This is a genomic window from Sphingomonas sp. G-3-2-10 (assembly GCF_012927115.1).
Lineage (GTDB): Bacteria > Pseudomonadota > Alphaproteobacteria > Sphingomonadales > Sphingomonadaceae > Sphingomonas.
Map to the genome: position 1 here is coordinate 149,689 of NZ_JABBFY010000002.1, position 23,111 is coordinate 172,799.

Annotated in this window: 25 protein-coding genes; 13 read left to right on the forward strand and 12 right to left on the reverse strand. The window is 65.1% G+C overall.

Annotation, left to right across the window (positions count from 1 at the left end):
• Window positions 1–14 precede the first annotated feature (14 nt).
• From HHL13_RS17275 to uvrB, 6 genes are all read right to left on the reverse strand, one after another.
• Complete coding sequence (locus HHL13_RS17275) at window positions 15–560, reverse strand: hypothetical protein (protein ID WP_169557157.1); 546 nt, start codon at window positions 558–560, stop codon at window positions 15–17.
• Window positions 561–632: 72 nt separating this feature from the next.
• On the reverse strand, window positions 633–1,064 hold the full coding sequence (locus HHL13_RS17280) for a hemerythrin domain-containing protein (RefSeq protein ID WP_169557158.1): 432 nt from the start codon (window positions 1,062–1,064) through the stop codon (window positions 633–635).
• Window positions 1,065–1,185: 121 nt separating this feature from the next.
• Complete coding sequence (locus HHL13_RS17285; RefSeq protein ID WP_240953884.1) at window positions 1,186–2,214, reverse strand: glycoside hydrolase family 5 protein; 1,029 nt, start codon at window positions 2,212–2,214, stop codon at window positions 1,186–1,188.
• Window positions 2,211–3,341 carry a glycoside hydrolase family 5 protein gene (locus HHL13_RS17290; RefSeq protein ID WP_240953885.1) on the reverse strand — a complete coding sequence of 377 codons (1,131 nt, stop codon included), beginning with the start codon at window positions 3,339–3,341 and terminating at the stop codon, window positions 2,211–2,213. The genes HHL13_RS17285 and HHL13_RS17290 overlap by 4 nt, the downstream gene beginning before the upstream one ends.
• A 101-nt stretch (window positions 3,342–3,442) precedes the next feature.
• Window positions 3,443–4,450 carry a histone deacetylase family protein gene (locus HHL13_RS17295; protein ID WP_169557159.1) on the reverse strand — a complete coding sequence of 336 codons (1,008 nt, stop codon included), beginning with the start codon at window positions 4,448–4,450 and terminating at the stop codon, window positions 3,443–3,445.
• On the reverse strand, window positions 4,450–6,642 hold the full coding sequence (uvrB, locus tag HHL13_RS17300) for an excinuclease ABC subunit UvrB (RefSeq protein WP_169557160.1): 2,193 nt from the start codon (window positions 6,640–6,642) through the stop codon (window positions 4,450–4,452). Before uvrB ends, HHL13_RS17295 begins: the two co-directional genes overlap by 1 nt.
• A 53-nt stretch (window positions 6,643–6,695) precedes the next feature.
• On the opposite strand from uvrB, the gene HHL13_RS17305 reads away from it, so the two are divergent.
• The 4 genes from HHL13_RS17305 to HHL13_RS17320 all read left to right on the forward strand — a co-directional run bounded on the left by HHL13_RS17305 (window position 6,696) and on the right by HHL13_RS17320 (window position 8,867).
• Window positions 6,696–7,256, forward strand: a complete 561-nt coding sequence (locus HHL13_RS17305; RefSeq protein WP_169557161.1) for a DUF3617 family protein — start codon at window positions 6,696–6,698, stop codon at window positions 7,254–7,256.
• 23 nt (window positions 7,257–7,279) lie between these two features.
• Complete coding sequence (locus HHL13_RS17310) at window positions 7,280–7,831, forward strand: DUF3617 domain-containing protein (protein ID WP_169557162.1); 552 nt, start codon at window positions 7,280–7,282, stop codon at window positions 7,829–7,831.
• Window positions 7,832–7,841: 10 nt separating this feature from the next.
• Entirely contained in the window at window positions 7,842–8,393 is a 552-nt protein-coding gene (locus HHL13_RS17315; protein ID WP_169557163.1) for a DUF3617 domain-containing protein, read from the forward strand.
• A gap of 84 nt (window positions 8,394–8,477) precedes the next feature.
• Window positions 8,478–8,867 carry a VOC family protein gene (locus HHL13_RS17320; protein ID WP_169557164.1) on the forward strand — a complete coding sequence of 130 codons (390 nt, stop codon included), beginning with the start codon at window positions 8,478–8,480 and terminating at the stop codon, window positions 8,865–8,867.
• Between the two features lie 50 nt (window positions 8,868–8,917).
• Here HHL13_RS17320 and HHL13_RS17325 read toward each other — a convergent pair whose 3' ends face one another.
• Window positions 8,918–9,367 (reverse strand): hypothetical protein, encoded by a 450-nt coding sequence (locus HHL13_RS17325; protein ID WP_240953886.1) that lies wholly within the window; start codon window positions 9,365–9,367, stop codon window positions 8,918–8,920.
• A gap of 146 nt (window positions 9,368–9,513) precedes the next feature.
• On the opposite strand from HHL13_RS17325, the gene HHL13_RS17330 reads away from it, so the two are divergent.
• Window positions 9,514–10,029, forward strand: a complete 516-nt coding sequence (locus tag HHL13_RS17330) for a DUF3617 family protein (RefSeq protein WP_169557166.1) — start codon at window positions 9,514–9,516, stop codon at window positions 10,027–10,029.
• A gap of 23 nt (window positions 10,030–10,052) precedes the next feature.
• On the opposite strand, the gene HHL13_RS17335 is transcribed toward HHL13_RS17330, so the two are convergent.
• Complete coding sequence (locus tag HHL13_RS17335; protein ID WP_169557167.1) at window positions 10,053–10,526, reverse strand: hypothetical protein; 474 nt, start codon at window positions 10,524–10,526, stop codon at window positions 10,053–10,055.
• Window positions 10,527–10,572: 46 nt separating this feature from the next.
• A complete protein-coding gene (locus tag HHL13_RS17340; protein WP_169557168.1) occupies window positions 10,573–11,751 on the reverse strand; it encodes an MBL fold metallo-hydrolase in 1,179 nt (392 codons plus the stop codon).
• Window positions 11,752–11,830: 79 nt separating this feature from the next.
• Here HHL13_RS17340 and ligA point away from each other — a divergent pair, with 79 nt between their 5' ends.
• On the forward strand, window positions 11,831–13,969 hold the full coding sequence (gene ligA / locus HHL13_RS17345) for an NAD-dependent DNA ligase LigA (RefSeq protein WP_169557169.1): 2,139 nt from the start codon (window positions 11,831–11,833) through the stop codon (window positions 13,967–13,969).
• A gap of 155 nt (window positions 13,970–14,124) precedes the next feature.
• Entirely contained in the window at window positions 14,125–16,857 is a 2,733-nt protein-coding gene (locus HHL13_RS17350; protein ID WP_169557170.1) for a TonB-dependent receptor, read from the forward strand.
• A gap of 223 nt (window positions 16,858–17,080) precedes the next feature.
• Here HHL13_RS17350 and HHL13_RS17355 read toward each other — a convergent pair whose 3' ends face one another.
• Window positions 17,081–17,671 carry an HD domain-containing protein gene (locus HHL13_RS17355; protein ID WP_169557171.1) on the reverse strand — a complete coding sequence of 197 codons (591 nt, stop codon included), beginning with the start codon at window positions 17,669–17,671 and terminating at the stop codon, window positions 17,081–17,083.
• A gap of 221 nt (window positions 17,672–17,892) precedes the next feature.
• On the opposite strand from HHL13_RS17355, the gene HHL13_RS17360 reads away from it, so the two are divergent.
• From HHL13_RS17360 to HHL13_RS17385, 6 genes are all read left to right on the forward strand, one after another.
• On the forward strand, window positions 17,893–18,936 hold the full coding sequence (locus HHL13_RS17360) for a histidine kinase (protein WP_169557821.1): 1,044 nt from the start codon (window positions 17,893–17,895) through the stop codon (window positions 18,934–18,936).
• Window positions 18,933–19,742, forward strand: a complete 810-nt coding sequence (locus HHL13_RS17365) for a LytTR family DNA-binding domain-containing protein (protein WP_169557172.1) — start codon at window positions 18,933–18,935, stop codon at window positions 19,740–19,742. Before HHL13_RS17360 ends, HHL13_RS17365 begins: the two co-directional genes overlap by 4 nt.
• Window positions 19,743–19,869: 127 nt before the next feature.
• Entirely contained in the window at window positions 19,870–20,301 is a 432-nt protein-coding gene (locus HHL13_RS17370) for a hypothetical protein (RefSeq protein WP_169557173.1), read from the forward strand.
• Window positions 20,298–20,711 carry a hypothetical protein gene (locus HHL13_RS17375; protein WP_169557174.1) on the forward strand — a complete coding sequence of 138 codons (414 nt, stop codon included), beginning with the start codon at window positions 20,298–20,300 and terminating at the stop codon, window positions 20,709–20,711. The genes HHL13_RS17370 and HHL13_RS17375 overlap by 4 nt, the downstream gene beginning before the upstream one ends.
• A gap of 40 nt (window positions 20,712–20,751) precedes the next feature.
• Window positions 20,752–21,195: a hypothetical protein gene (locus HHL13_RS17380; protein WP_169557175.1), complete on the forward strand. Its 444-nt coding sequence runs from the start codon at window positions 20,752–20,754 to the stop codon at window positions 21,193–21,195.
• Window positions 21,196–21,305: 110 nt separating this feature from the next.
• On the forward strand, window positions 21,306–22,067 hold the full coding sequence (locus tag HHL13_RS17385; protein ID WP_169557176.1) for an isocitrate lyase/phosphoenolpyruvate mutase family protein: 762 nt from the start codon (window positions 21,306–21,308) through the stop codon (window positions 22,065–22,067).
• A gap of 85 nt (window positions 22,068–22,152) precedes the next feature.
• On the opposite strand, the gene HHL13_RS22580 is transcribed toward HHL13_RS17385, so the two are convergent.
• Complete coding sequence (locus HHL13_RS22580; RefSeq protein WP_240953887.1) at window positions 22,153–22,341, reverse strand: hypothetical protein; 189 nt, start codon at window positions 22,339–22,341, stop codon at window positions 22,153–22,155.
• A 459-nt stretch (window positions 22,342–22,800) separates the two neighbouring features.
• A complete protein-coding gene (locus tag HHL13_RS17395; RefSeq protein ID WP_169557177.1) occupies window positions 22,801–23,085 on the reverse strand; it encodes a DUF3297 family protein in 285 nt (94 codons plus the stop codon).
• Window positions 23,086–23,111: the final 26 nt, after the last annotated feature.

The following is a 23,111-nucleotide window of genomic DNA, read 5'->3' on the forward strand; positions in this document are numbered from 1 at the left end:
TGCCACCGTCCAATCTAGCGGCAATCCTCCGCAACGCGCAGGATTTCGGAATGCGCGGGCAGCACCAGCGGGGCCACGCCCGGGCTCTGCACCACCCATTTGCCGCGGCTATATCCGATCGCGTCGATCAGCGAATCCCGCACGCCCAGCTCGGCCGCGCCATAGCCGGTGCCGGCCCGGAGCAGTTCGAAGCTGCGCAGCGTCGACGAGGTGCGCACGGTCATCTGCGCGGGCGTTTCCCCCCGGCGCGAGAGATAGAGACGCTGGCGGTCGCGGTCGCAGCGGACGGTGAAGTCCGCGTCCGCGCCGGTGCGGCCATAGAGCGCGATGCTGCCGCGCGCGTCCTGGCGATAGACCCAGCTCCCCGGCGTCAGTGGCCAGTCCCGCCACTCGCCGGTCAGGCGCGGAGCCGGGGGCGGGCTCGGCGTGGGCGTCGGCGCGGGAACCGGCACGGGGCGCGGCGGCGGCGGAACGATCTCGACCGGTCCGGAGCAACTGCCGAGCAGCGCGCCGAAGATCACGGGGGTCAGGAGAGCTGCGGGAAGGGTACGGCCGAACATCGCCGCCTTATGCGGGATGGCGGGGCAGCGCTCAACCTCGAAGCTGGGCCGTTCGGGGACGGGCCGGGCCGCTTATGCGGCGCGGCGATCGTGCAGGCGCGCCGCTTGCACATAGAGTTCGCGTTCCTCGCTCTGGATGCGATTGGCGAGGCGAGTCATGATTTCGCGGGTTTCCTCGCGGAACGCCTCCCACTCGCGGCCGATCCGCACGACCGGCCAGTCAGCGATATACCGGCCGAACATCTGGCCCAGCCCGCCATGCTCGCGCCGATACTTCCAGGCGGTGGCGATGGCGACCGCGTCGCCCGACAGGATCAGCTGTTCATAGATCGCCAGATCCTCGCGCGCGCAATGCTCGAACAGCTCCTGCGCCATCCTCCAGCGCTTCGCTGCGATCGATGCGGGATCGGGCATGGTTATGGCGACGATATCGAGCATCTGGCGTGCCTGGGCTTCCAGTTCACGATGCTCGTCGCAAAGTTGCTTGATCGTCCTAAGCGTCACGCGAATCACCCTTAACTTGGATCAACCCTGCGCGATACGACTGGTTCCCGTCTCTACGTAATTTCCCATTTTACAACCGAAATGGGTGAATAATCTGCGACTATTCGTGATGAATGCCACGCTATTGCAGCGTGGTAGGCGCCCGGATTGCCTCGACCATGCCCCGAAGCCATGCATTGCCTTCACGTAAGCGGAAAGTATTGGTGTAGGCCCAGGCGCAAGTCTGAATGCCGATCGAGGCATAGGCGGCGCTGACCGTGCCGTAATAGTCGATCCGCTGCGCCAGCGGCACCGCGGCGATATCGGTCGCGCCATATTCGCCGACGAACGGCACCCGTCCGGTGCGCGCCATATAGTCGCGGACCTTCTGCAGATTGGCTTCCAGCCCGCTGTAATCGGCGGGAATTGGGAAGTTGCGTCCGATCTTCGGCGACGGATTGACCCAGCTTGCGCCCTGATGGGTGAAATCGAACGGATCATAGGTGTGGATCGTCGCGATCACATAGGGATCGTCGGGCAGTTCGAGCGTCTTGAGCGAATCGACATTGCTCCAGAATTCGCCGCCGATCAGCACCGGGCGAGTGGGATTGGTTGCCCGGACGGCGGCAAGCGCGGGGTTGAGGATCGAGAGAAGATTCTTGTTGTCGATCGCCCGGTGCGGCTCGTTGAGCAGTTCGAACCAGAGATTGGCCGGCGCATCGGCAAAGTGCGCGCCGATCTGCTTCCACAGCGCCGCGAAGCGCGCCGCATGTTTGTCCGGCTCGATCACCAGCTCGTCATAATTGTGGAGGTTGAGGATGACGTTCAGCCCGGCCCGGTTTGCGGTCCGCACGACATGCGCCACGCGCGCCATCCATTTCGCGTTGATCGTATAGGGCGCCGTGGCCAGCGCATGAGTCGACCAGCGCACCGGCAAGCGGATCGTGGTGAAGCCCGCCGCCTTGATGACCTTGAAATCGTCGTCCGCGATCGCCCGGCCCCATTCGCCCTCGTTCGGCGGCTCGAGATGATTGCCCATGTTGACGCACTTGCCGATCGGCAGCGTGATCCCGACGCGCGCCTTTGCCGCCGGGGCTGGAGTGTAGCGTTGCGCACTCGCGGGCGCGGCGAGCGCAAGCCCCAGCGCGATGGAAAGCGAAGCGCGGATCATGGCAGGGTCCTTGTCGTGACGATCGCGTCGGCCACGCCCGGCGTCCAGCCTGTCGCGTCGCGCCAAAGATGCATGGTGTTGGTATAGCCCCAGGCGCAGCTCTGCACGCCCACCGACGCGAAGGCTGCGCTGACCATCCCGTAATAGGTCGTGCGGGCGGCATCGGGCCGAATCTCGTGCGCGCCATATTCGCCGACGAACGGCACCCGCCCGGTCGAGGCGATGAACCCGCGGATCTTGCCCAGCACTACGTTCAACGCGGCGATGTCGCCCGCCGTGCCGAAATCGTTGCGGCTTGCCGGGGTCATCCACGGCGCAGTGTCGAAGCCGAAATTCTGCGGATCGTAATAATGGAAGGTCGGCACCACGTTCGGGTCCACCGGGAAGGGCATGGTCAGCATATGATCGATGTTCGCCCAGCTGGGCCCGTCGATCACCACTTGCCGCGTCGGATTGGTCGCGCGCACCGCCGCCAGCGCGGGGCCCTGCACCGCGAGATTGTTGGTCACGTCCAGCTTGCCGTTAGGCTCGTTGATCAGCTCGAAATAGACCGTCGAAGGGTAATCCTTGAACGCGACGCCGATCTGCCGCCACATCTCGGCGAAGCGCGCGGCGTGGCCGCCAGGATCCGTGAACAGCTCCTCATAATGGTGCATGTCGATGATGATCGCCATGTCGGCGGCCACCGCGAGATCGACGATATGCTTCACCCGCGCCATGAACGTCGCGTCGATCGTATAGGGCGCCGCCGCCAGCGCGTGCGCCGAGAAGCGCACCGGCAGGCGGATGCCGGTGAACCCCTTCGACTTGATGTTGGCGATGTCGCTGTCGGTGAAGGCGCGGCCCCACGCCCCTTCGGTCGGCGCTTCGAGCATGTTGGACAGGTTGACGCACTTGCCGAGCTTGAGCGAACCGCCAGTGGATGGGATCGCAGCAGCGGCAGGCGTAAAAGCCGCCGGCGACGAGGTCGGGCTGGGCGTGGGGGCCGGCGAGGCGGAGGGCGAAGGAGTCGGAGTCGGCGCTCCGGTCACCGCGCCGCCGCCCGAAGTGCTGCTCCCCGAAGCCCCGCCGCTGCACGCGACAAGGCTCAACACCATCAACGAAGCGGCCATGCGCTTGCGGTTCATCCCACTCTCCTCCGGTCCCGGCTCTCGTTACGGAGCCATTATGTCAACGTTGACAAGGTACGGATGAAAAACAGCCGCGCAAGCGAAAATGTTACCGCTACCTAAAAGCCGTTCAGAAAGGCGTCGACATTCTCGCCCAGCGCGTCGACGGCATAGCCGCCTTCCAGCACGATCAGCACCGGCAGGCCCGCGCCGGCGATCCGCCGCGCGATCGTCCCATAGTCGGCGGTCTGCAATTTGAAGTGCGATATCGGATCCTCGGCAAAGGTATCCGCACCGAACGAAACGATCATCAGCTCCGGCCCGAACGCGTCGATCGCCGCCAGCGCGGTATCGAGCGCGGGCAGATACGCCTCGATCCCCGTCCCGCGCGGCAGCGGCAGGTTCAGCGTCGCCCCCACGCCATCGCCTTCGCCACGCTCGTCGGCATGGCCCCAGTAAAAGGGATAGTCGGTCGCCGGATCGGCATGGATCGAGGCGAAAAGCACGTCATCGCGATCCAGGAAGATATCCTGCGTCCCGTTGCCGTGATGATAGTCAATATCGAGGATCGCGACGCGGCGCTTGCCCGCATCGATCGCCGCCTGCGCTGCGATGGCGGCGTTGTTGAGGTAACAATAGCCGCCGCAATAATCCGCACCCGAATGATGACCCGGCGGACGGCATAAAGCGAAACTCGCCCGAGCTTCCCCGTCGAGCAGCGGTTGCAGCGCAGTCAGCGCCGTCTGCGCGCCCCAATAGGCCGCGTCCCACGTCCCCGCCGCGACCGGCGTGGCCGCGTCATAGCTATATTGCCCGAGCAGCGCGTCGATCCGCGAGAGGTTGAGCGGCCGCCGCCCGACCACCGGCCAGACATAGCCGATCGCATCGCCCGTGCGCCCCGCCTCAACCCAGCGATCGTGCGCGGTCCGCAGAAACGCGAGATAGTCCGGCGAATGCACCCGTTCGACCGGCGCCATCCCGAAATCCCGCGCGGGCACGGTATCCCCCACCCGCTCCGCCACGATCCGCGACCGCACCGGCGTCTCGGCATAGTCCGCCCACCCGCCATTGTGGAACTCACGCTCGGGCGCGTGGCCCAGCTGGCGGGGGTCGAAGACCTTGAGCATCAGCGCTTGCCCCCGCCCCACTTCGTCTTGCTCTGCTTCCCGAACCGCCCCTTCCGAGTCCCGGGCTTGCCTTCGTTGCTGCGGCCCATGATCGGCGCCTTGTGCTCGCTCGCGGGCAGCCCAAGTTCCTCAGCCTCCAGCGCGCGGATCTCGTCGCGCAGGCGGCCTGCTTCCTCGAACTCGAGGTTCGCGGCGGCATCGCGCATCTTCTTTTCGAGGCTCTCGATATACGAGCGCAGATTGTGGCCGACCATGTGCGGGCGGTCCTCGTCGATATCGACGGTGACCTGATCCTTCGACGCGACATGGGCGATGATGTCGCCGATGTTGCGCTTGATCGTGGTCGGCGTGATGCCGTGTTCGAGATTATATGCGCGTTGCTTTTCGCGCCGGCGGTCGGTTTCGGCGATGGCGCGTTCCATGCTGCCGGTCATGCGATCGGCATAGAGGATCACGCGTCCATCGACATTGCGCGCGGCGCGGCCGATGGTCTGGATCAGCGAGGTTTCGCTGCGCAGAAAGCCTTCCTTGTCGGCATCGAGGATCGCGACCAGCCCGCATTCGGGAATGTCGAGGCCCTCGCGCAGCAAGTTGATGCCGACCAGCACGTCGTACACGCCCATGCGCAGATCGCGAATCAGTTCGATGCGTTCCAGCGTCTCGGTATCCGAATGCATGTAGCGAACCTTCAGCCCCGCTTCGTGCATATATTCGGTCAGATCTTCCGCCATCCGCTTGGTCAGCGTCGTCACCAGCGAGCGGTAGCCGGCCTCGGCGGTCTTGCGGCATTCGACGATCAGGTCCTGCACCTGCTCCTCGACCGGGCGAATCTCGACCGGCGGATCGATCAGCCCGGTAGGGCGGATCACCTGCTCGCTGAACACACCGCCGGTCTGCTCCATTTCCCATGCGCCGGGCGTGGCCGAGACATAGGTGGTCTGGGGCCGCATCGCGTCCCATTCGTTGAAGCGCAGCGGGCGGTTGTCGATCGCGCTGGGCAAGCGGAAGCCATATTCGGCCAGCGTCACCTTCCGCCGATGATCGCCGCGCGACATGCCGTTGATCTGGCCGATCGTCTGATGACTCTCGTCGACGAACAGCAGGGCGTTGTCCGGGAGATATTCGAACAAGGTGGGCGGCGGCTCGCCGGGCATACGGCCGGTGAGGAAGCGCGAGTAATTCTCGATCCCCGCGCAGCTGCCGGTGGCGGCGATCATTTCGAGGTCGAAGTTGGTCCGCTGCTCCAGCCGCTGATGCTCGAGCAATTTGCCCTCGGCATGGAGCTCCTTCAGCCGCTCGGAGAGTTCATGCCGGATCGCTTCCATCGCCTGCTTCAGCGTCGGCCCGGGCGTGACGTGGTGCGAATTGGCATAGACGCGGATGTAATCGAGGTTCGCGACCTTCTGTCCGGTCAGCGGATCGAACTCGGTGATCTCCTCGATATCGTCGCCGAAGAAGCTGATCCGCCAGGCGGTGTCCTCATAATGCGACGGGAAGATTTCGAGGCTGTCGCCCCGCACGCGGAACGCGCCGCGGTTGAAGGCCGCATCGTTGCGCTTGTACTGGAGCGCCACCAGCTTGCGGATGATCTCGCGCTGATCGACGCTCTGCCCCTTCTTCAAGTCGAAGATCATCGCCGAATAGGTCTCGACCGACCCGATGCCATAGAGGCACGAAACGGACGCCACGATGATCACGTCGTCCCGTTCCAGCAGCGACCGGGTTGCGGAATGCCGCATCCGGTCGATCGCTTCGTTCACCGAGCTTTCCTTCTCGATGTAGGTGTCGCTGCGGGCGACATAGGCTTCGGGCTGATAATAGTCGTAATAGCTGACGAAATACTCGACTGCATTGTCCGGGAAGAAGCTCTTGAACTCCCCATAGAGCTGCGCCGCCAGGATCTTGTTCGGCGCCAGCACCAGCGCCGGGCGCTGGGTCGCTTCGATCACCTTGGCGACGGTGAAGGTCTTGCCCGATCCGGTGACGCCCAGCAGCACCTGATCGCGCTCACCGGCCTCCACCGCGGCCACCATCTCGGCGATGGCGCCGGGCTGGTCGCCCGAGGCGGTATATTCGGTAACCAGCTTGAACTTGCGGCCGCCCTCCAGCTTGTCCGGCCGGTTGGGCCGGTGCGGGATAAAGCTTTGCCCGGTCTCGGGTTCGGCCAGGTCGGTGCGAATCTGGATTGCCATAAACGGGGAATATGGGGAGAGTCGCGCCCAACGAAAAGCGGGAAGAACAAAAAATGAACCGAACCTATCTGGCGCCGCTCGCGCTGCTGGCCATTCCGCTGATGGGCGCGGGCCAGAGCACGGGCAGCTTCAGCCTGACCAACGCGACCTCGGAACAGGTGGCAGAGGCCTATGCGACGAAGAAGCCCGGCGCGCCGATCGCCACCGGCCAGTGGGAACGCCGCTACGAGATCGTCTCGATCGACATGCCCGATATCCCGGCCGGCCCCGATCGCGACGCAAAGATCGCGGCAGCCAAGGCGCCGCCCAAGACCGAGACTCTCTGTCAGGAACCGACCATCGAACAGAGTGCGCCCGAGCCCAAGCAGGTGTTCGAAATGCTTGGCGACCAGTGCGTCTATGATCGCATCACGATGGGCGGCGGCACGTTCGACGCGGTCGTGAAGTGCAAGGGGCCCGACGGCTCGCCGGTCACCAATGCCGTTACCGGTACCTATGACCCGCAGCATTTCATGATCCACATGAATATCGAGATGGCCTATCCCGCGCCTACGGGGCGGGTAAAGCTGGCGATGGATGTCAGCGGCCGCCGTACCGGCGTCTGCACCAAATAAGGCACGCAACAGGAGAGAAGACGATGGCCACGAAGATCGTCGCGCCGATGGCGCTGCTGCTCATGCTTGCCGCCTGCGGCGGTCCAAGCGTCTCGCTGACCAATGCCACGCCAGAGGAAGTCGCCAAGGCGGCGGAAGCGAACGGGCTCAAGCCGACGATGCGCGCCGGCATGTGGGAAACCACGGTCGAGATCACCGAATATGACATTGCCGGCATGCCCGCGGAGATGAAGGCCGCGGCGCTCGCCAAGGCCAAGGAAGACGGCAAGAAGAAGCCCAGCAAATATTGCCTGTCCGAAGAGGAATCCAAAAAGCCCGGGGGCATGTTCACCGGGGCGGAGGAATCGACCTGCACCTACAGCAAGTTCGAAATGTCGGGCGGCAAGATCGACATGGTCATGGTGTGCCCGGGACCGGGCGGCCAGAATATGACCATGAGCGTCAACGGCACCTTCAACGGGGATTCGGCAACCGCCGTCACTTCGGTGAAGTCCACCGGCCAGTTCGGCATGAACATGAAGGCGAATACCGTCAGCAAGCGTACCGGCGACTGCACGCCCGACGCCAAGAAATAAGGAATATCCAATGAACCGCATCGCACTTGCCCCGATCGCGCTCGCCTTCGCGCTGGCCGCCTGCAATCAGGGACCCAGCGTCTCGCTGACCAACGCGTCGCCCGAAGAAGTCGCCAAGGCCGTCGACAAGGCTGGCGCCAACCAGAAGATGAAGCCCGGCCAGTGGGAGCTTAAGCTCGAGGTGATCGAGATCGAAGGCCCCGGCATCACGCCCGACATGCAGGCCGCGATGAAGGCGCAGGGCAGCCGCACCGACAGCAAGTGCGTGACCAAGGAGGATGTCGACAAGCCGATGTCCGAAATCCTTGCCGGCGCGCCGTCGAGCCAGTGCAAATTCTCGAAATATTCGATCCAGGGCGGCAAGGTCGAATCCGAGATGAGCTGCCCCGGACCGGGCGGCGCGATGACGATCAAGTCGGACGCCACCTATACCGACGAAAGCATCACTGCCGTCGCCGAGACCAACATGACGATGCCGACGGGCAAGGCGCACAGCAAGATGCGCATCAGCGGCAAGCGTACCGGCGAATGCACCACCCCGGCGGCGCCCGCGAAGAAGTAAGCCGAATGCGCCGCACCCTGCCCGCGTCTGCGGAACTGGGTGCGGTAGCCGCCAACGCAGCGGCGTTCAGGAGAGGACAGGCATATGATCGGATATACGCTCGTCGGCAGCAACGATCTCGAACGCAGCCGCGCCTTTTACGATTCGCTGTTCGGCTCGATCGGAGTCGGCCGGCTGATGGAATTTCCGACCGGCGCGACCGCGTGGGGCGCCAGTTGGGACAAGCCGATGTTCGGCATGGGGCCGCCGCATGACGGCCAGCCCGCCACTTCGGGCAACGGCACGATGATCGCGCTGGTGGTCGATACCCGCGACAAGGTCGATACGCTTTACAGCAAGGCGGTCGAGCTGGGCGCGAAGTGCGAGGGCGGCCCGGGCGTGCGCGGCGACGAAGGCGATCAGGCCTTCTACGCCGCCTATTTCCGCGATCCCGAGGGCAACAAGCTCTGTGCGTTCCGCGTGGGCCCGGCGTAATTTGTTGACACTCCGCTGAGCGCCGGCACCGGATTGCCGGCGCAAAGCCCTCAATCCACGCGCCGGTAGGCCACCCGCCACATCGCCAGCCCGATCAGCGCTGCGATCACCGCGACCACCGCGCTGGTCAGCACCGCGCTGACCCAGCGATAGAGCAACGTATTATTGTCGATCGGCGGCATTTCGAGCAGGCCGAACCCCCAGGTCTGCGCGCCCACGAGAATCGCCAGCGCCGCCGCTGCGCCGATCATCGCGGCGTGCCGCGCGCGCCTGAGCCCCGCGACATGCATCACCAGCCAGAGCGGCCCCGCCACCGCGGTTATCGCGATCGCCGAGAAGGCCGATCCGAGCAGGAACCAGCCGATCAGCGTCAGCGGCTCGCGCGCGCCGCCCAGCACCACCAGCACCAATACCGTCAACCCGCCCAGCAGCGCGCCGGTGCCGAGCGCGAACCCGGTCCGGTCGAGCGTCGTCTCATAGATTCTCGGTGCGCGCGCCACGCCTTCCATCGGCAAGAAATCCCTCCAACCCCGTGCAATGAAATACGCGTCCCCGCGCCGCGCCTCAAGCACCCTGACGCTGCAGTTTAACCGTTTTGAAACGGGTCCCGTGCACCCCTTGGCTGACGACCGCGGGAGGGGAACCCATGCGCGCCATGATCCGGACGATGCCGATTGCCGCTCTCATCCTGCTCGCGGGCTGCGGCGCCCGTGCCGACAGCCCCGACAATATCCCGAAAATGGGGAAGTGGCAGAAGGACGTGAAGCTCGTCGCGCTGATCGCGAACGATGTGTGGATCGACCGCAAGGACGCCCCGCTCGACCTCCCGCCCGATCGCAACGAAGTCATCCCCTGCATCGAACCCGCGCTTCAAACGAAGAACAGGATCAACAGCAACTTCCTCGCCAACACCGAAAAGCTCTGCACCGTCGATTCGCTCGAAAGCAGCGACGGCGCCATCGTCGGCAAGGGAACCTGCGGCCCCGCGAGCCGATTCGGCGGCACCATGAGCGGGACGATGGAATTCGACGGCCGCGAGCGCGAGGACCGGATCGACGCCACCCTCTCGATGAATGTCAACCTCAAGCAATCCAGCGGCGCGACCGAACGCATCCGCGTCGGCGTCGAGATGAAGTGGAAGCGGCTCGGCGATTGCACCTGAGCCGCATTCGACTTTGCCGAGCCTCAATCGACGATCGTGAACCCCGGCACCGGACGATTCTCCGGCCCCGAATGGTACATGTCGATAAAGATATCGACCGGCTGCTGGCCCGCGCAGGTCACCTTGTACAGATCGACGATATAGCCGAACACGCCGGCGCCGACGTTGCCCGCGCGGAAGAAGCTCGGCGCAGTGCCGTCCGCGCAGCGCAGGCGGCTGAGATAGGCCCGCTGGCCCTGGGGCTGGTTTTCGCGCACCGGATTCAGGTTCGATCCCAGCGGATGCTGTTCCGCCCTGGCGATGGCGTCGCGCAGCGCGCCGCCGCGCAGGCCGCCGCCCAGCGATTGCATCATGTCTCGGCTCGGATTGGGGCGCTCGCGCGGTGCGGCGCTGCTGGCCGTGCCGGGGCGCGAACCGCCCGGCGCGGGCGAACATGCGGACAGGGCCAGCGCTGCGCCACCGGCCAGCGCAATCATCCGGATCGTCATGCTCGACATCGAACTTCCCCTCATAGCTCGACGTGCAGGATACGCGGCTTTGGGTTCAGCGCAACGCCCTGAAAGCGCCGCCCTTCTCGCAAGCATCCAGCGCGGCGAGGTCGGGCGGCGGCGGCGCGGCGGACAGCGGCGCGACCTCGAACGCCTCGCCGATCCCGCTCGCCCCGAACCGGGCCGGATCGCTCCCCGCGCAGTCCATCATCCCGTGCAGCATATCCGGCGGCGTCTCGCGCGCCTCGCGGCTCAGCCGGAACGTGCCCCAATGAATCGCCAGCGACCGCGGCCGGCCCAGCCCGTCCCATACCCGGATCGCATCGGGCGGGCTGATATGGCTGCCGTTGCGCATCTGCCCTTCCTCGAAGCGGAACGCGCCGATCGGGATCGCGGCAAACCGGATGGACCCCAGCGCCGCCGCTTCGGCCGGCCATTTGCCGTCGCCCAGCCCCGTATCGCCCGCGAAGAAGAAATTGCCGCCCGGCATCCGCACGACGAAGCTCGACCAGAGCGCGCGGTTGCGATCGCTGAACCAGCGGCTGCCCCAATGATGGTTGCGCGTTACCGCGACTTCGATGCCCGACCGCACCGCGATCCGCCCGCCCCAGTCGAGCGCCGTTGCCGGCACGCCCGCTTGCCCGATGACGCTGTCATTGCCCAGCGAGGTGACGATCAGCGGCCGGTCGCGGTCCCAGAGGCGCTTCAGCGTCGCGAGATCGAGATGGTCGTAGTGATTGTGGCTGACCAGCACGAGATCGATCCTGGGCAGATCCTCGAAACGGACGCCGGGATCGGTCACGCGGCGCGGCCCCACGCCGAACGGCCCCGCCGTCTCGCTCCAGATCGGATCGGTCAGGATGTTGAGCCCGTTCGCCTGCACCAGCACCGTCGCATGGCCCACCCAGGTCACGACCATCCGCCCGTCATCGACGCGCGGCGCGGGCTTCGATGGCGTCACCGCCACCTTTTCCGGCCACACCGGCCGCTCGGCATCGCCGAACGCCTGCCGCCACATGAACCCGATCCGGCTGCGCCCGCCGGTCGTCTTCAGCCGGTCGTCGTCGCCATCGGGATTGCTGAAATGCTCGCCGTCGAAATGCGACGTCACCGCCCCGCGATAATAGACGCGGTCGAGAAGGTGGGGGATCACGGTCAGGGTGAGGCAGACGGCGACGATGGCCCAGAGCAGGATCGTGCCGGTCCAGCGCAGGGCGGGATGGATGCGGTGCATCGCCCCTATGTCGCGGCTGAGGCCGGCGGGTTCAAGCATCCCCTTGATCGCACACCCCCGCCGCGCCTACCCCGCGATCATGACCGCGCCGCTCCCCGCCAATCCGCAAGACGCCGCCCTCGAACTGGAACGTCTCGCGGCCGAGATCGCGCATCACAACCGCCTCTATCACACCGACGACGCGCCCGAGATCAGCGACGCGGACTATGACGCACTGATGCGGCGCAACGCGGCGATCGAAGCCGCCTTCCCCGATCAGGTCCGCGCCGATTCGCCGTCGAAGACCGTGGGTGCCGCGCCCACCGGCAATCTTCAGAAGGTGACTCACGCGAAGCCGATGATGAGCCTCGACAACGCGTTCAGCGACGAGGACGTGATCGATTTCATCCTGCGCGTCCGCCGCTTCCTGTCGCTCGGGACCGACGATCGCGTGGCGCTGACCGCAGAGCCCAAGATCGACGGCCTGTCCTGCTCGCTGCGTTACGAGCATCGCCGCCTCGTGATGGCCGCCACGCGCGGTGACGGGCGCGTGGGCGAGGACGTGACCGCGAATGTCCGCACGATCGAAGACATTCCCCAGACCCTGCCCGCCGATGCGCCGGACGTGTTCGAGGTGCGCGGCGAGGTCTATATGGCCAAGCAGGATTTCGACGCGCTTAACGCCCGGCTGCTCGCCGAAGCGGAGGACAGCGGCAAGGAAGCCCGCCAGTTCGCCAATCCGCGCAACGCCGCCGCCGGATCGCTGCGCCAGAAGGATGCGGAGGTCACCCGCGCCCGCCCGCTCAAATTCCTCGCCCACGGCTGGGGCGAAACATCCGCGCTGCCCGCCGATACCCAGTTCGGCGTGATCCGCGCGCTGGAAGGCTGGGGGTTCGCGGTCCACCCGCTGGTCGTCGAATGCGTCCAGGTCGAAGCCGCGCTCGCCCATTATCGCCGGATCGAGGCGCAGCGCGCCGACTTGCCCTTCGACATCGACGGCGTGGTCTATAAGGTCGACCGGCTCGACTGGCAGGAGCGGCTGGGCAGTGTCGGCCGTGCGCCGCGCTGGGCGATCGCCCACAAATTCCCCGCCGAACGCGCCGAAACCACGCTCAACGATATCGAAATTCAGGTCGGCCGCACCGGCAAGCTCACGCCGGTCGCCAAGCTCGATCCGGTTACCGTGGGCGGCGTCGTTGTCCGCAACGCGACGCTGCACAATGCCGACGAGATCGAGCGGCTCGGCGTGCGCCCGGGCGACCGCGTCGTGCTCCAGCGCGCCGGGGACGTGATCCCCCAGATCGTCGAGAACCTCACGCGCGACGTGGCGCGCGAGGCGTGGATATTTCCCACCCATTGTCCGCAATGCCAGTCGGACGCGGTGCGCGAGGAAGGCGAAGTCGATATCCGCTGCACCGGCGGGCTGATCTGTCCCGCCCAGCGGCTCGAACGCCTGCGCCACTTTGTCAGCCGCGGCGCGCTCGACATCGAGGGGCTGGGCGAGAAGACCATCGTCGAATTCCTCGATCTGGGCTGGATCGCCGAGCCCGCCGACATCTTCCGCCTCGCCGCACATCGCGAGGAACTGCTCGGGCGCGAAGGGTGGAAGGAAAAGTCGGTAGAGAATCTGCTCGACGCCATCGAAGCCAAGCGCGCACCCGACGGGGCCCGGCTGCTGTTCGGCCTGGGCATCCGCCATATCGGCGCGATCACCGCGCGCGACCTGCTCAAGCGCTATGCGACCTTCGATGCGATCAAGGCGCTGGCCGACGAACTCATCGCGTTGCGCGACTCCACCGCGCAGCAAATCGGTGAGACCGACCAGAAATTCCGCACCCGGCTCGACAAGGCCATTGCCGAGCATATCGGCGTCGAGAATGTCGGCGCCGCCGTGGGCCATGCCCTGGCCGACTTCTTCCACGAGCCGCACAACCGCACCGTGTGGGATGATCTGCTCGCCGAGGTGACGCCCCCACCTTTCGTAGTCGAAGCGCGCGAGTCGGAAGTGACCGGCAAGACCCTGGTCTTCACCGGCAGCCTCGAAACGCTCAGCCGCGACGAAGCAAAAGCGCAGGCGGAGAAGCTCGGCGCGCGAGTCGCGGGCTCGGTTTCGGCGAAGACCGACCTCGTCATTGCGGGTCCGGGCGCTGGATCGAAACTGAAAAAGGCGGCTGAACTCGGCATCCGCGTGATCGACGAAGCCGAATGGAATGCAATCTATTCCGGGACTTCACAGTGATGCTTTTTTGCAACGCAGCATGACGGAATCTGCGCGGAAATAAGACTCGCGTTGACTGTCACGTGACTGCCATATTCAGTCGCCAGAGGGCGGCTCAGACGGTGATAGCACCGCACCGCGAGTTATTACGGGCACCACCCAACAAGGGGAAGACCATGCGCACTAAGCTTTTCGCAGGCGTGGCGTTTGCCGCGCTTATTCTGCCGTCGGCAGCCTTCGCTCAGTCGACCGGCTCGACCGAGTTCGAAGCCGAGAATGAAATCGTCGTCACCGGCACCGCCGTTCAGCGCAGCGTCGGCGGAGTCCAGCTGCCCGATACGCCGAAGTCGAAGGTCGTCATCGACGCGGAACTGATCCAGCGCCAGCGCCCCGGCCAGACCGTCAACGACATCATCAACCTGTCGCCGGGTGTCAGCTTCCAGAACAACGACGCCACCGGCGCGTCGGGCGGCACCTTCACGATCCGCGGCTTCGACTCGACCCGCATCTCGCAGACGATCGACGGCATTCCGCTGAACGACACCGGCAACTACGCCATCTATTCGAACCAGCAGCAGGATCCCGAGACGCTGGAGTCGATCAACGTCAACCTCGGCTCGACCGACGCCGACAGCCCGACCGCCTCGGCTTCGGGCGGCACCGTCAACATCCGCACCCGCGTTCCGGGTGAGGAACTGGGCGCGCTGTTCAGCGGCATGATCGGCACCTACGCCGCCAATGGCGCACCGGCCGGCGAGCGCAACTTCTATCGCGGCTTCGCGATGATCGACACCGGCGACTTCACCGGCATCGGCACCCGCGCTTTCGTTTCGGCTTCGTGGCTGAAGGGCGACAACCCCTTCAACAACTATGGCCAGCTCGAGAAGGCCCAGTTCAACGGCCGTCTCTATCAGTCGATCGGCGACAATGGCGACTTCATCGCCATCGCGGGCCACTATAACGAGAACCGCAACAACTTCTTCGGTTCGGGCCCGCTACGCGCCGATCCGGCTCGCGTCGTCGGCAGCGGTTCGGGCAACCGCTTCCCGCTGACCAACACCGAGCGTCAGTACAACATCAACTATCCGTGCAACACGGCCGTTGCTCGCGCCGGTCTGGTGGACACCACCAACTCGTGCGGCACCGAGTTCGATCGTCGCTACAACCCGTCGAACACCGGCAACATCCGCGGCAACATGCGCTTCACGCTGGCCGAAGGTCTGGTCCTGACGGTCGACCCGAGCTTCCAGTATGTGAAGGCGAACGGCGGCGGCGTCGTCGCAGCGCGCGAAGGCTGCACCACGCTGGGCACCGCGCCCGTCGTGGCACCGGGCTGCGGCGCGGGCACCTTCACCGGCGTGATCAATGCGGGCCCGAACGGCGGCAATGCATCGCCGGGCGGCTTCGGCACCTATGTCGGCCGTGACCTCAACGGCGACGGCGATCTGCTCGACACCGTCCAGATCGCGAACCCGAGCCAGACGACCACCCGTCGTTATGTCGTGGTTTCGTCGCTCGCCTACACGCTCGCCCAGGGCCAGCGCTTCCGCCTGAGCTACACCTATGACCGCGGCCGCCATCGCCAGACCGGCGAGCACGCTCCGCTGGCGATCAACGGTGAACCGCTGGACGTCTTCCCGGTGAACATGCCGATCCTGACCGGTTCGGGTCCGTCGCTTCAGAAGCGCGACCGCCTGTCCTATGCCCAGCTGCAGCAGGTCTCGGGTGAATATCGTGGCGAGTTCGGTCCGCTCACGGTCGTCGCCAGCGTCACCGGCAAGTGGTTCAAGCGCGATCTGACGCAGAACTGCTTCACCGTCGCAGCCAACGGCAACGTCGCCTGCCTGCCCGCGGGCCAGCTCGCAGCTTATGGCGCGGCCAACCCCTATGCCTATTTCGGCCAGGGCGTGACCTCGACCACCAACAGCAACGGCGCCACTGTGACGCGTCCGGCCGGTGCTTGCACCACCGCAGTCACCTGCGTCGTCGGCTTCGCCGCTCCGCAGCGTCGCGTGTACAACTATGACAAGGTCCTGCCGAGCCTCGGCGTGACCTTCGATGTCACCGACGATCTGAGCGCGTTCGCCAGCTACACCAAGGGCATCTCGGTTCCCGGTACGGACATTCTGTACGGCGCCTTCTACTTCCCGGTCTCCGCCGACGGCGCGCGCCCGGTTCCTGAAGGCACGAACAGCTTCGACGGCGGCTTCCGCTATCGTCGCGGCCGCCTGACCGCGCAGCTCGCGGGCTGGTACACCGGCTACACCAACCGTATCGCCACCGCCTATGATCCCGAACTGGACCAGACGATCACCCGCAACCTGGGCGACGTCACCAAGTGGGGCTTCGACGGCAGCATCGCGTACAAGCCGACCCCGGACCTCCTGCTCTATGTGTTCGGTTCGTATCTGAGCTCGCGGATCAAGGACAATCTGGCGGGTGGCAACTGCTCGGCAGCGTTCGTGACTGCAGGCCAGTATGGTTGCACCACGGTCGGCTCGCCCTACTTCGTGCAGACCGCCGGCAAGCGTGAATCGGGCGCTCCGGTTTACACCTTCGGCGGCCGTATCCAGGGCACCATCGGTCCGGTCGACCTCGGCGTTCAGGCCAAGCGTACCGGCAAGCGCTACGTCAACGACGAGAACCTGCCGATCCAGCAGGTCAGCGGCGCGACGACCACCACCGTCTATGGTGCGACTGCGCCGGAATACACGCTGGTCGATATCGATATCCGTCTGAACATGGCTCAGTGGGGTCTCGAAAAGACCTATCTCCAGTTCAACGTGACCAACCTGTTCGATCAGTATTATGTCGGCGGCTTCGGTGGTTCGTCGAACCGCTACACTGTCCCGAACGCCAACTTTGGCGTGCCGCGCGCAGTGACGATGGCCTTCGTGGTCGGCTTCTAAGCCAACCGCCACCCCGGCAAGAAGAAAGCCGCCGCTCCCGAAAGGGGGCGGCGGTTTTCGTTTGGGGGATAAGGCGGACGACAGCGGCTATGCTCGCTTCGGATCAGGCCAAACCTGCACATCCAAAGCAATCGTGCTCCGGCGGAGACCGGAGCGTTGGCCTGGCCGGCTGCAATTTGCCAAGGCCCTGGCCTTCGCCGGAGCGCTACTCAACTTGAGCGGATCAGACCGTCTCGGCCGCCTTGGCGTAGAGCGAGTTCACCGGCCGGGCGAACACGCGGCGGACCATCGGCTCGAAATATTCCAGCGGCTCGCTGTCATAGTCAGGGTCGAACGCCGCCTGATCATATTTCGCGCAGAATTCCTCGCACGCCGCGAAATGAGGATGCCCGCGGAACGCCTCGCGCGCGTCGCGGTTCATCCCGATGAAGTGGAAGAAATAATAGCCCTGAAAGGCCCCGTGATTCTGGCAGATCCAATGGATCTCCTCGCTCACGAACGGCTTGAGGATCGCCGCGCCGATCTCGGGGTGATTATAGCTGCCCAGCGTGTCGCCGATGTCGTGAAGCAGGGCCATCACCACATAATCCTCGCCCCGCCCGTCGCGATGCGCGCGAGTCGCGGTCTGGAGCGAATGCTGCATCCGGTCGATCGGAAAGCCGCCGAAATCGCCGTCGAGCAGCCGCAGATGCGTCAGCACCCGGTCCGCCAATCCGCCGGCAAAGCCGCGAAACTGGCTGCCGATGATGTTCCAGTCCGCCTGCGTTCCCTCGCTCATCGCGGTGAACGTGGCGCGCTCGCCCGAATCCTCCATCGGCCCTCTCCTATGTTTTCCCGGCTCATGCCGGGGGACGGTGCCAGCCCGCTCCCTTGCCGACGCAAAGCCTACCCCTCTTTGCCCGCACTTGTCAGCGGTGTTAGAGCAGGCCCGTGCTCGAACCGGCCCGACCCAGACTCCGCCTGCTGCCCGCGGCCATCGCGCGGCCCGAAGTGCTCACGCGCCCCTTCTTCGAAGAGAAGAGCCGCGCCTTCTGGATGCTCCAGGCGGTCGGGTGGAGCGGCTATCTGATCCTGCGCACCGTCTCGTCCATTTCGATCGGGATCACGCTGAAGGGCGTGCTGATCCCGCTGGTCGAAACGATCATCGGGTATAGCCTGACGCTGCTGCTTTCGACGCTCTACGGCTTCTATCGCCGCCTGCCGCGCATCAGCGGCATCCTGCTGACTCTCGCCACGCTGGCCACCGCGACTCTGGTCTATGCGGTGCTCAACGCCTTCAGCTTCTCGTTCATCAACGGCGATTCGCTGCAGCCGGGGATCAGCGTCGCGCTGGTCTTCGCGACCATGTTCCTCAACTTCACCGTGCTGGCAGGCTGGTCCGCGCTCTATTTCGGCATCAACTTCTACCTGATCGTCGAGCAACAGGCCGATCAGATGCAGGTGCTGGAGCATCAGGCGAGCAGCGCCCAGCTGGCGATGCTGCGCTATCAGCTCAACCCGCATTTCCTGTTTAACACGCTCAATTCGATCTCGACGCTGGTGCTGCTCAAGCAGACCGAACGCGCCAACATCATGCTTTCCCGCCTCGCGTCGTTCCTGCGCTATACGCTCGCCAACGAGCCGACCGCGCACGTCACGCTGGCGCAGGAAGCCGAAACGCTGAAACTCTATCTCGAGATCGAGAAGATGCGGTTCGACGAGCGACTGCGCACCCATTTCGAGATCGACCCGCGCGTCGCCAAGGCCCGGCTGCCCTCGCTGCTGCTCCAGCCGCTGGTGGAAAATGCGATCAAATATGCCGTCACTCCGCAGGAAGAAGGCGCCGATATCACCGTTTCCGCTCGGCTCGCCGGAGAACGGGTGCAGATCAGCGTATCCGACACCGGCCCGGGATTGATCGAGATGAAAGCGAGGCCGACCCTTTCAACCGGCGTGGGGCTCGCCAATATCAAGGAGCGACTGGCGCAGGCTTTCGGGCCTGACCATCGATTCGAAACGAAATCGAACCCGGGGCATGGGTTCAGCGTTGAGATCGAAATCCCGTTCCAGATCGAGGAACCGAACCGAGAGGCCGCATGACAATCAGAACCATTCTCGTCGACGACGAACCCCTGGCGATCCAGGGGCTCGAGCTCCGGCTTCAGGAGCATGACGACGTCGAGATCATCGACAAATGCTCGAACGGCCGCGAAGCGATCCGTTCCATCAAGACGCACAAACCCGACCTCGTCTTCCTCGATATCCAGATGCCCGGATTCGACGGATTTTCGGTGGTGCAGGGTCTTATGGAAGTCGAACCGCCGCTGTTCGTCTTCGTCACCGCCTATTCCGACCACGCCATCCGCGCCTTCGAAGCGCAGGCGATGGACTATCTGATGAAGCCGGTCGAACCGGCCCGCCTCGCCGACACGATCGAACGCGTGCGGATGCGCCTGAACGAGAAGCGCGGGGCCGAGGAAGTCGAGAAGCTCAAGGAAGTCCTCGCCGAAGTCGCTCCCGACACCGCCGAGGAAATGGCCTCGGCCGATGGCGGCGCGGGCGAACTCGCTTCGAACCGCTTCGAAAAGCTCATCAACATCAAGGATCGCGGCCAGATCTTCCGCGTCGATGTCGATACGATCGAGCGGATCGACGCGGCCGGCGATTACATGTGCATCTATACCGGCGACAACACGCTGATCCTGCGCGAAACGATGAAGGACCTCGAGAAGCGCCTCGATCCGCGCCGGTTCCAGCGCGTCCATCGTTCGACCATCGTCAATCTCGATCTGGTCAAGCAGGTGAAGCCGCACACCAATGGCGAATGCTTCCTCGTGCTCGATTCGGGTGCGTCGGTGAAGGTCAGCCGTTCGTATCGCGACGTGGTGGCGCGCTTCGTCCACTAAGCGCCTCCTTCCGGCAAATTAGCGCCCCTCTCCGCCCGCGCGGGGAGGGGTTTGCCCCAAATGGGGCTGTCGTCCCCCATCCCCTTCCCCCACATCGCCCTGAGTTAGGTGGGACGGGGGCGTTCGAATGCGGCATCGGTTTTTCGCGATACTGGCGCTGCTGGTCGCGATTCCGGGGACGGCCTGTGCCGCCCCCATGCAGGACGGCGGCGGCTGGCGGATGTGGGAATATCGCGCCGATGGCCTGATGAAGGCGATCGAGACCGCCAATCTCAATCTGCTCGACGCGCATTGTTCGGACGTGGGCCGGGTGCTCACGCGCTCGGGTGTCAAATTCCCGGCATGGGCGCAATCGCTGCGCCCCGCATGCGCCGCGCTGCGCAATCTGTTCGAGCCGGTCGGCGACCTCCGCCGTGTCCGCATCGTCTGCCGCAATCTCAAACAGGCGGGGAAGGAGATCGGCCGCGCCCGCGAAGTCGCCGAGGCGCCCGAGGCCGACGATCGCGCGCGCCAAATCTCCGCAATGATCGCCCAACTTCGCAAGGACGCCTGTTCATGAATCGCATCGTCTCGCGGATCGCCCTGCCGATCCTGCTCCTGTCCGCCGCAACACCCGCATCGGCGCAGGACGCGAGTCCCCAGGTGTGGAACGACTGGGTCTATCGCGCCGGCACCCTGCTCAAGGCGATCGAGAGCGGCGAGGAAAGCCAGGTCAATCTCTATTGCCGCAACATCCAGCGCGAAGTCGGCGGGAAATATCTGCCGCAATGGGCGACCGGCCTGATCTATGTCTGCGACGCGCTCAAGACCGGGCTGACGCAGGGCCGCAGCCGCGCCCTCTGCAATCGCCTGCGCAACGCCGAGTCCGAGCTGGGCAAGGCAAAGCCGGTCGAAGCCGAGCCCCGCGCCTATCCGCTGGCGAGGCAGCTCACCGAAGCGATGCGCGGGCTGCGCCAGGGAATGTGCTGACGCGCGCCCGCGCCGGACCTTTCACGACAGGGAGTCTCTCATGCGTATCCGTCACTCGTTCACCATCGCCGCGCTCGCCGGCGCGCTGATCCTCCCCGGTATCGCTGCGGCGAAGGACCGCGCCGAAGGCTGGGCCAATTGGACCGCCCGCGCCGAGCGCATTTACGAAGCGCTGATCAATGGCGACAGCGCCCGGCTCGACAGCGCATGCAAGGGCGTCACGGGCGTGGTGATCGGCCAGGGCTTCCAGTTTCCCGGCTGGGGCCAGTCGCTGATCCAGGTGTGCACCGTCACCCAGGCCGCCTATCACGGCTCGAACAACAACAGGCGCTCGAAGCAGATCTGCAAGGATCTGCCCCGCGTTTCGGCGCTGATCGGCAAATCGACCGAAGTTCCCGAAGGTCCCGGCGCGCACAAGATCGCGCAGCAGATTTCGCGCGCGATGCTCGAAATCCGCGATCAGGTCTGCGTCAACTTCCGCTGATGCCTTCCATCCTCCCGGCCCCGGCCGGGAGGCGCAAAACGGGCAGCGACGCTTGACCCGCTCGGAACAAATCGGCAACAACGCTTCCGCATCACAGGCGGGAGGAATGCATGTCGGCCAGATTCGAAACCTTCGCCCGGCTCCACGTGCCCGGCGATCCGCTGATCCTGTTCAATGTCTGGGACGCGGGCAGCGCCGCCGTGGCGCAGCGCGCGGGCGCGAAGGCCATTGCCACCGGCAGCGCGTCGGTCGCCACCGCGCACGGCTATAGCGACGCCGAGGCGCTTCCGCTCGATCTCGCCCTCGCCAATGCCGATCGCGTCGTCCGCGCGACCAGCCTGCCGGTCTCGATCGATTTCGAGGGCGGCTATTCGCCCGATCGCTACGCCGCCGCCGCCAATGTCGCGCGCCTCGCCGCCACCGGCGCGGTCGGCTGCAATTTCGAGGATCAGGTGATCGGCAGCGCGAACCCGCGCGCCATGCACGACATCAAGGAACAGGCCGCGCGCATCGCCGCGATCCGGTGGGAAGTCGGACCGTCCTTCTTCATCAACGCGCGCACCGACTATTTCCTGATCGCGAAGCCCGATGCGCATGACGCCGCGCTGGTCGACGCCGCGATCGCGCGCGGCCATGCCTATGCCGAAGCCGGCGCCAACGGCTTCTTCGTCCCCGGCATCGCCGACCTCCGACTGCTGGAAAAGATCTGCAAGGCGGTGCCGCTGCCGGTGAACTTCATGGCCTTCCCCGGCGCGCCGGACGCGAAGTCGGTCGCCTCGGCCGGCGCCGCGCGGATCAGCCACGGCCCGTTCCCGCACATGGCCGCACTGAAGGCATTCGAGGACGCGGCACGGGCGGCGTTTGGGGGATGACCTAAAAGCCCTCTCCCTTGATGGGGGAGGGTTTGGGTGGGGGTGACCTCTCCACGGGAGAGGCCGCATGAAGAAGGTCCCGCCGTCAGGCAGCACATCCCGGGCGCGCAAACTCCGGCGCGATCCCACCGAAGCCGAGAAACTGTTGTGACGACTGCTCCGCGAGGCTTTTCCCGAGGCTCGCTGTCGCCGACAAGTCCCGTTTCGCCAGTATTTCGCCGACTTCGCCAGCCATCGATACAAGCTGATCGTCGAAGCCGATGGCGGGCAGCACCGACCGGACACCGATGCGGTCAGAACTGGGACGATTCGAAGTCGATGGCTATCGCGTGTTGCGCTTCTGGAACAACGATATCCTCGGGGAATCCCAGAGGCGTAGCTCAAACGATAGGCCGGTATCTGACGAATCCCACCCTAACCCCGCGCCGAGACCTTCTCCCTTGATGGGAGGAGGGGCCCGCCGCGAAGCGGTGGGAGGATGAGGGTGACCTCTCCTCATTGAACGGTCCCATGAGGAGAGGTCACCCCCACCCAACCCTCACCCATCAAGGGGGAGGGCTTTAGGTTTGCAATGTTGGATTTCGCCTGCTGCAATCAGCAAGCGCGCGGCCGCTCTTTGAAACCACCAGCCACACAGCCTCAAACAAAGAGCCTCACGCGCCGATCCAGCTCCTGTCCGAACGCCCGCGATAGTGTCAACTTCGTGTCAACTTCCGCGCCCGACCGGCAGCGATCACTCGCCTTCGGGCTTCGCCTCGTCGGCGTCGCCTTCGCCCGGCGCGGGCGATTCGAACCATGCCTCGACCGGGCCATTCAGCGTGATCGTCAGCGGATTGCCCTTGCGGTCCATCTTCTTGCCGACCTGGACTTTGATCCAGCCTTCGCTGATCGAATATTCCTCCACGTCGCGGCGCTGGACGCCTTTGAAGCGGATGCCGATGCCGCGCATCAGCGTGGCTTCGTCGAAATAGGGGCTCTTCTGGTTGACCGAGAGCCGGTCGGGAGGAGTGTCGCTCATCCGCGCCCTTTGCCGCAAACATGCCG